Origin of the sequence: Phaeovulum sp. (genome assembly GCF_041596715.1) — a bacterium.
GTDB lineage: Bacteria > Pseudomonadota > Alphaproteobacteria > Rhodobacterales > Rhodobacteraceae > UBA6213.
In genome coordinates this window covers 1-7126 of record NZ_JBFHIA010000167.1, presented here as the reverse complement: position 1 = coordinate 7126, position 7126 = coordinate 1, and the positions used below count along the sequence as shown (strand labels likewise).

General features: G+C 62.9%; 7 protein-coding genes and 1 tRNA gene. 3 read left to right on the top strand and 5 right to left on the bottom strand.

The genetic code is table 11. The features are described 5' to 3' along the window. Positions 1-986, bottom strand: a 986-nt coding sequence (locus tag ABY403_RS11590; protein ID WP_372840972.1) for an O-acetylhomoserine aminocarboxypropyltransferase/cysteine synthase family protein, incomplete at its 3' end; no start/stop codon positions are given. A 258-nt stretch (positions 987-1244) separates the two neighbouring features. Then, positions 1245-2240, bottom strand: coding sequence for a hypothetical protein (locus ABY403_RS11585; protein ID WP_372840971.1), 996 nt, complete (start codon positions 2238-2240; stop codon positions 1245-1247). Between the two features lie 119 nt (positions 2241-2359). On the opposite strand from ABY403_RS11585, the gene ABY403_RS11580 reads away from it, so the two are divergent. Continuing rightward, positions 2360-2728, top strand: coding sequence for an HPF/RaiA family ribosome-associated protein (locus ABY403_RS11580; protein ID WP_372840970.1), 369 nt, complete (start codon positions 2360-2362; stop codon positions 2726-2728). A 54-nt stretch (positions 2729-2782) separates the two neighbouring features. On the opposite strand, the gene ABY403_RS11575 is transcribed toward ABY403_RS11580, so the two are convergent. Then, positions 2783-2866: transfer RNA gene (locus tag ABY403_RS11575), tRNA-Tyr, on the bottom strand. Positions 2867-2986: 120 nt separating this feature from the next. On the opposite strand from ABY403_RS11575, the gene rlmB reads away from it, so the two are divergent. Together rlmB and ABY403_RS11565 are read left to right on the top strand one after the other, a co-directional pair. Beyond that, positions 2987-3763, top strand: a complete 777-nt coding sequence (gene rlmB / locus ABY403_RS11570) for a 23S rRNA (guanosine(2251)-2'-O)-methyltransferase RlmB (protein WP_372840969.1) — start codon at positions 2987-2989, stop codon at positions 3761-3763. A gap of 173 nt (positions 3764-3936) precedes the next feature. Then, on the top strand, positions 3937-4368 hold the full coding sequence (locus ABY403_RS11565) for a CoA-binding protein (RefSeq protein WP_372840968.1): 432 nt from the start codon (positions 3937-3939) through the stop codon (positions 4366-4368). Here ABY403_RS11565 and ABY403_RS11560 read toward each other — a convergent pair. Beyond that, positions 4365-5666 carry an NAD(P)/FAD-dependent oxidoreductase gene (locus tag ABY403_RS11560; protein WP_372840967.1) on the bottom strand — a complete coding sequence of 434 codons (1302 nt, stop codon included), beginning with the start codon at positions 5664-5666 and terminating at the stop codon, positions 4365-4367. The genes ABY403_RS11565 and ABY403_RS11560 overlap by 4 nt on opposite strands. Then, complete coding sequence (locus ABY403_RS11555; RefSeq protein ID WP_372840966.1) at positions 5663-7018, bottom strand: glutamine synthetase family protein; 1356 nt, start codon at positions 7016-7018, stop codon at positions 5663-5665. The genes ABY403_RS11560 and ABY403_RS11555 overlap by 4 nt, the downstream gene beginning before the upstream one ends. Between the last annotated feature and the right edge of the window lie 108 nt (positions 7019-7126).

Sequence of the window (7126 nt, the reverse complement as noted above, 5' to 3'; positions counted from 1 at the left end):
CGGCTGTGCCACGGCGATGAGGGCAGGCCTGCGTAAGTGACAGACTCGACACGCGGATCACGCTCCAGCCATTCCGCGATCTTCCCGGCATTCTCGACATGGCGCTGCATCCGCAGGCTCAAGGTCTCGATCCCCATCAGCGTGTAATGCGCACCCTGCGGGTTCATGGTCATGCCAAGATCGCGCAGCCCAACCGCGATCGAATGGAAGGTAAAGGCCATCGGCCCCAGCGCCGCGTGGAAGTTCAGCCCATGATAGGCAGGCTCGGGTGCGGCAAGGCTGGGGAACTTGCCACTGGCAGACCAGTCGAACTTGCCGCTGTCAACAATCACGCCACCCGTCACCGTGCCGTTGCCGGTCAGGTATTTGGTGGCCGAATGCACTACCAGTGTGGCGCCCTGCTCGATCGGGCGGCAGAGGTAAGGCGTGGCCAGCGTGTTGTCCACGATCAGCGGCAGCCCTGCCTTGTCAGCCACCTCGGCCACGGCGGGAATATCCGTGATATAGCCGCCGGGATTCGAGATCGATTCGCAAAAGATCGCGCGGGTATTCTCGTCCACCGCAGCTTCGAGTGCGGCAAGATCGTCGAGGTCGACGAACTTCGCTGACCAGCCGAACTTGCGGATGGTGTTGGAAAACTGCTGGATCGTGCCGCCGTAAAGCCGGGTCGAGGCGATCACGTTGCACCCCGGTTGCATCAGCGGAAACAGCGCCATGATCTGCGCCGCGTGGCCAGACGAACAGCACACCGCGCCCGCGCCGCCTTCAAGTGCGGCCACTCGGTTGGCCAAGGCGGCAACCGTGGGGTTGGTCAGGCGCGAATAGATGTAGCCAACCTCTTGCAGATTGAAGAGCTTGGCTGCGTGATCGGCGTCACGAAAGACATAGGCGGTCGTCTGGTAAATCGGCACCTGCCGCGCCCCGGTGGCGGGGTCGGGCGCGGTGCCTGCGTGAATTTGCAAGGTGTCAAAAGCTAATGCGGTCATTTCAGGGCTCCCAGGATGTGCGCGGACCCTAACCTGCGTCGGAACGTCGCGCAACGCCGCTAAGCGGATGAAACCGGCAGCGCTTTCGACATCTGGCAGGATAACTTCCCGCAAGAAGCGCGGCCAGGGTGACGCGCTTCCCCTGTTTTTCGGGTTTTGGCGCACGATTTCCTTCAATTGCTTCAGCCCAAATATCCTCGCCGAAGGCGCGCCTGCCAGCAAAGACGCTCCGCGGGGGATATTTTGTCTGAAGCAGTATTAACGCAGCCAAAGCCGCTCGCGCTTGATCGCATTGCGCAGGATCTGCTCCTTGCGGGGCAAGGCGTCGCGGTCGAACATCGCGCGCAGCTTGTGCCCCTTGCCTTGATAGATCAATTTGCGGATCGGGTCATAATCGCGAAGCAGCCGCTTGATCGGGTTAGGCTTGCTGACCGCTTCCAGCACCTCGACAACGCGGTCGCTCTCGCGCGCGTAGAGCAAGGGCAGCGCGCGCCAGTGGCAGCTTACCGCGCCGTCGAGCCCTGCAAGACCGGGCCCGGGGCGGCCGCCGCCGAAAGAGTGGATAACGAGCGGCAGCGCCACCTGATCGAGCCATGGGTCGAGGCTTTGGCTGGCCAGTTCCTCGGGCGGGTCGGACTTGATCGATGTGGCATAGTCAAGAAATCTCTGCCCGAACGCCTGCGGGTCGGCGTGAAAGAACCAGCCTGCGTTGAAGTAGAGATATCGCTCCCAGTATTCGTCGGGCTTGGTAAGGTCCAGTGAGGCCGCGAAATCGAGCCCGAAGCGATCGTAGAGCGATTTCCAGATCGCGCTGTAGCCCGGCCCATAGAGCGGCGGCTCTGGCCAACTACCTTCGCGCCGCATCGAGGCCGAGGGGCGCGCGAAATCGAACTTTACCTGCGCCAGAGGTGCTGTGAACAGCGTATCGGTATCGAAGAAAACGAACGGTTCTGCTGGCAGTGACGCCAGCATTTCGATCTTGTTGCCATAGGGGTAGGTTTGCCCGAACACGCGGTTCTCAAATGGCAGGATTTCGGCACCAAAACCCTCCAGCGCCTCGCGGATCGGGGCGGGAAGCCGAGGGTCATTGGGCCAGCGCGGGCCGGGCTGCGGCTCGGCCACGATCAGCTTGCCGGTAAACTCTGGGTTCGCTGCGACGAAGGAGCCTGCAAATAGCAGTGCCTCGTACGCAAGTCGCCCGTTTTGCGCAACACAGACCACATTAGGGTTTGTTTTCTTACTTTTTCCAGCCACTTGCACACTCGCACCCTGATCCCTCGGTCGAGTATAGAGACAAAGATCCGCGCTTGACAGGGGTGGCGCTTTGTCGCGCGCGCGGCCGGTGCCTTGTGCCTGCCTGTCCGCAGCCCCAAATGTATGAAGAGGCCCGCAGCGTCGGGCTTTGGCTGAGCGAGGACAAAATGCATATCCAGATCAACACCGACAAGGCCGTTCAGGGCCACGAAGATGTGGTTCGTTTCGTGGAAGACGCGGTGACCGCTCGTGTGGGGCATTTTGCGCCACGTATTACGCGCGTAGAGGCGCATCTGGGCGATGAAAACGGCCCCAAAGGTGGTGCCAAGGGTAAACGCTGCATGCTTGAAGCGCGTCCCGAAGGGCTGAAACCGATTGCGGTGACGCATTATGACGCGACATTGAAGCTTGCCATCAGTGGCGCGGCGGCCAAGTTGCGTGCGGCCCTCGAGCGTGAGTTTGGCATGCTCGACGCGCGCAAGGCCTGATCTGTAGGAAATCTTCGGGCGGCGTGCCCACCATGTTTCCCGCGAGGGAGGACATGGTGGGCGACCCTGGAATCGAACCAGGCGTGGGTCGCCCCGGCGGAGTTACAGTCCGCTGCCGCACCTTGCAGCTCGTCGCCCAATGCGCGGGTGGATAACGGGGTGGGCGGGGGGCGTCAAGCTGGAAATCTCTGTATTGCGGGCTTGCCAAGCGACGCTTTGGCGGCGCAGGAAGAAGCAGATCAGCACGGAGCGCGGGTGATGAAGAAGCCGGATTGGGTGATTGACAAGGAACGCGGCAAACGCGCGGCCGCGGCAGAGACGGTATGGCTGTTCGGCCTGCATGCCGTGCGCGATGCGCTTTTGAACCCGGCGCGCGTCAAACTGCGGCTGGTGCTGACAAAAAACGCAGCTGACAGGCTGGGTGACGCGCTTGCGCAAGGTGGGATCGAGCCGGAGATCGTCGATCCGCGGCGTTTCGACGTGCCGATTGACGAGGGGTCGGTGCATCAGGGCGCGGCGCTGGAGGCAAAGCCCTTGCAATGGGGGTCGCTAGAGGATGTGTGCCTTGGTGGGCGTGGCGCGCCGCTTGTGGTGCTGCTGGACCGGGTGACAGACCCGCACAACGTCGGCGCGGTGCTGCGTTCGGCCGAAGTGTTTGGCGCGCGCGCCGTGGTGGCGCCCTTGCGCCATTCGGCACCCGAAACGGGGGCCTTGGCCAAGACCGCCTCGGGCGCGCTGGAACGCCAGCCCTATTTGCGCGTAACCAACCTTGCCGAGGCGATGGAAACGCTGCAGGGCATGGGGTTTGTGCTGCTTGGGCTAGATGGCGAGGCAGAGGTCGAACTGAGCACCGCGCTGGCCGAGATTGGCACGCGCCCGGTCGGGCTGGTGCTGGGGGCAGAGGGGCCGGGCTTGCGCGACAAGACCAAGGCGACCTGCGACAGGCTGGTGAAAATACCCTATTCCGGGGCTTTCGGCTCGCTCAATGTGTCGAACGCGGCGGCGGTGGCGCTTTACGCCGCAACGACGCGGTAGCGATCACAACTGCGCGAAATGTCGCAGCGGGTCTTCAAAGCGGCATATGGCCTACCTACATTAATATTATGAAGCGTGGCACCGGAACTGCCGTGCTTCGCGTTACTGTCCCTCGTTCCGTCACTGGCGCCCGGGCTTTGGCTCGGGCGCATTTTCATCCGAGGTTTGTTCCCGTGCAAAATCCTTCCGATGCCATCGTCCACGACATTCTCACTTCGACCCGCGTGATCGCGGTTGTGGGTATTTCTGCCAACCCCGATCGACCGTCGAATGGGGTTGCGCGATTCCTGCAAGCACGCGGTTTTCGCGTGATTCCGGTTAACCCCGGCCTTTTGGGGCAGGAGTTGCTGGGCGAAAAGGTCTGGCCCGACCTTGCTTCGATTCCCAAGGACATCGCGGTTGATATGGTTGATATCTTTCGCGCCTCCGAGGCCGTTCCGGGCGTTGTGGCCGACGCGCTGGCGCATCTGCCCGCGCTCAAGACGATCTGGATGCAGCTTGGCGTCACCAACGATGCCGCCGCGGCCGAGGCCAGCGCGCGGGGTGTGACGGTCGTGCAGAACCGCTGCCCCAAGATCGAATGGCCACGGGTGATGGGGCGTTAAAGCCCCAGCCTGTCACGCATCGAAAACCAGGTCATCGCCGCCACCAGCAGCGGCCAACGCAGCGCGGCACCACCGGGAAAACGCGGGGTGGGCAGGCTGGCCATAAGGTCGAACCCACTCGCATCGCCCGCCACTGCCTCTGCCAGCATCCGCCCCGCCAGCGTTGCCATCGCAACGCCGTGGCCGGAATAACCCGAGGCTGAAAACACGCCCTGCGCGGGGCGCGCGAAATAGGGCAAGCGGTTCAAGGTAATCGCCAAGGTGCCGCCCCAGACGTGGGTGATCGCAACATCGGCAAGCCCCGGATAGACCGAAAGCATCGGCCGGCGCACCGTCTTCAACAGGTCGGGGAAGCGGTAGCCGTAACTTTCGCCACCGCCAAAGATCAGCCGCTGATCCGCCGACAGGTGCCAGTAGTTCACGACAAAGCGCGAGTCTGCCACAGCCACGTTGCGCCGCAAAACATCCGCGGCACGCGGCCCCAGCGGCTCGGTCGCCAGCACGAAGTTGTTGATCGGCATGACGTGGCTTGCAACGGCGGGGGCGAGATTGCCCAGATAACCGTTGGCGGCCAAGATCAGATGATCTGCCTCTACCTCGCCCGCAACGGTAGTAGCGCGAGGGCGCGGGCCGGGGGTGATGCGGATCACCTCGCTTTTTTCGCAGATCACCGCGCCTGCCGCTACGGCGGCGCGTGCCAGCCCAAGCGCGTAGTTCAGCGGGTGCAGATGGCTTGCCCCCATGTCGAGGTCGCCCCCGCAATACGCTTCGGAAGGCAGGATTTCGCGCAACCCGTCGCGGTCGAGCGGGGTGATCTGCGCATAGTCGTAGCGGCTTGCCAGAAGCTCGGCGTTGGCGCGGGCATGGGCCACCTCGCTTGGGCGGCGGCAGGCGTGGACGATGCCTGGGGCGTGGTCACAGGCGATGGCGTGGCGCGCGATGAGGTCGGCCACCAGCGCCTTGGCGTCTTGACCAACATCCCAAAGCCGCCGCGCCATATCACGCCCGACGATACGTTCCAATTCGCCCTGTTCCAGCCGCTGGCCAGAGCCCACTTGCCCGCCGTTGCGACCCGAGGCACCAAAGCCCGCGCGATGCGCTTCGAGCACCACGACCTTGAGGCCGCGCTCTGCCAGATGCAGCGCCGCTGAAAGCCCGGTATAGCCCGCACCGATGATGCAGACATCGGCGCGCACCGCCCCGGCAAGGGGCGCGAACGTGGGCATAGGGGCTGCCGTGGCGGCATACCAGCTTTTCGGGTATTCACCCGCGCGGTCGTTAACGTGCAGCAGGTTCATACATTCAACAATAGATGTTCGCGTTCCCACGGGCTGATGACCTGAAGAAACTCTTTGTATTCATTGCGCTTTACAGATTCGTAGACGGCAAGGAACTCGACCCCCAGCACTTCGTGCAAAGGCTGGCTGTCGCGCATCAGATCAAGCGCATCGCCGAGGTTGAAGGGAAAGTCGTCGCCGCCGATATAGGCATCGCCCACCCATTCGGCGCGCGGGGCGACCATTTCCTTCAGGCCCAGATACCCGCAGGCAAGGCTGGCGGCGAATGCGAGGTAGGGGTTGCAATCCATCCCCGCGAGGCGGTTCTCGATCCGGCGCGACTCTGGCCCCGAGATCGGCACACGCAGGCCGGTGGTGCGATTGTCTCGGCCCCATTCCAGATTGATCGGCGCGGCGAAGTCGGGGACATAGCGGCGGAAGCTGTTAACATAAGGGGCCAGCAACGCGATGGCCGCAGGCAGATGCCGCTGCATGCCGCCGATGTAATGTTGGAAAGCTGGTGCTTCGCGGCCGCGCGCATCGGAAAAGATGTTCTTGCCGGTCTTGGTGCTGACCACCGATTGATGGATGTGCATGGCGCTGCCGGGCTCGCCCTCGATCGGTTTGGCCATGAAGGTTGCAAAACAGTCATGGCGCAGCGCCGCCTCGCGGATCAGCCGCTTGAAATAGAAGATCTGGTCGGCAAGCTCTACCGGGTCGCCATGTGCGAGGTTGATTTCAACCTGCGCCGCGCCGCCTTCTTGCAGGATGCCGTCAATCTCGAACCCCTGCGCCTCGGCGAAATCATAGATGTCGTCAATGACCTTGCCGTATTCGTCAACCGCGCTGAGAGAATAGGCCTGCTTGGCGGCAGCAGGGCGGCCCGAGCGGCCCATGGGCGGCACCACCGGGATGTTCGGGTCGGTATTGCGGGCGACCAGAAAGAACTCCATCTCGGGGGCCACTACAGGGCGCCAACCGTCGGCCTCGTAAAGCTCTACCACTCGCTTCAGCACGTTGCGCGGTGCTACAGGCACGGGGCGACCCTCTTGGTCGAACACGTCGTGGATGACCTGCAAGGTCACATCCGCGGTCCAAGGCGCTGCGGTTGCGGTGGAATAGTCGGGCACCAGAACCATGTCGGGCTCGGTAAACGACCCCGAGGGGTTGTCGGCCCATTCACCGGTGATGGTTTGCAGGAAAATCGAGTTCGGCAGGTAGAAATGCTTTTGATGTGCGAACTTCGATGCGGGCATCGCCTTGCCACGCGCCACACCGGCAATATCGGGTACGACACATTCAACTTCGTCGGGGCGGCGGCCGCCAATGTAATCACGCGCGGCTTGCGGAAGCTTGTCCATCCAATCGGACATGGGATTTGCCTTTCAGGCTCGTGTGGGTCTCGGACGCAGGAAAAATTGGGTGATTTGGTCGGCAATGGTGGGGGCGGAATTGGGCTGGCCAAGCTGCGCCCGCGCGCG

Coding starts and splice junctions, on each gene's coding strand:
- ABY403_RS11560 (WP_372840967.1), bottom strand. CDS start 5,666: ATGAACCTGCTGCACGTTAACGACCGCGCGGGTGAATACCCGAAAAGC.
- ABY403_RS11555 (WP_372840966.1), bottom strand. CDS start 7,018: ATGTCCGATTGGATGGACAAGCTTCCGCAAGCCGCGCGTGATTACATT.
- ABY403_RS11580 (WP_372840970.1), top strand. CDS start 2,360: ATGTATGAAGAGGCCCGCAGCGTCGGGCTTTGGCTGAGCGAGGACAAA.
- rlmB (WP_372840969.1), top strand. CDS start 2,987: ATGAAGAAGCCGGATTGGGTGATTGACAAGGAACGCGGCAAACGCGCG.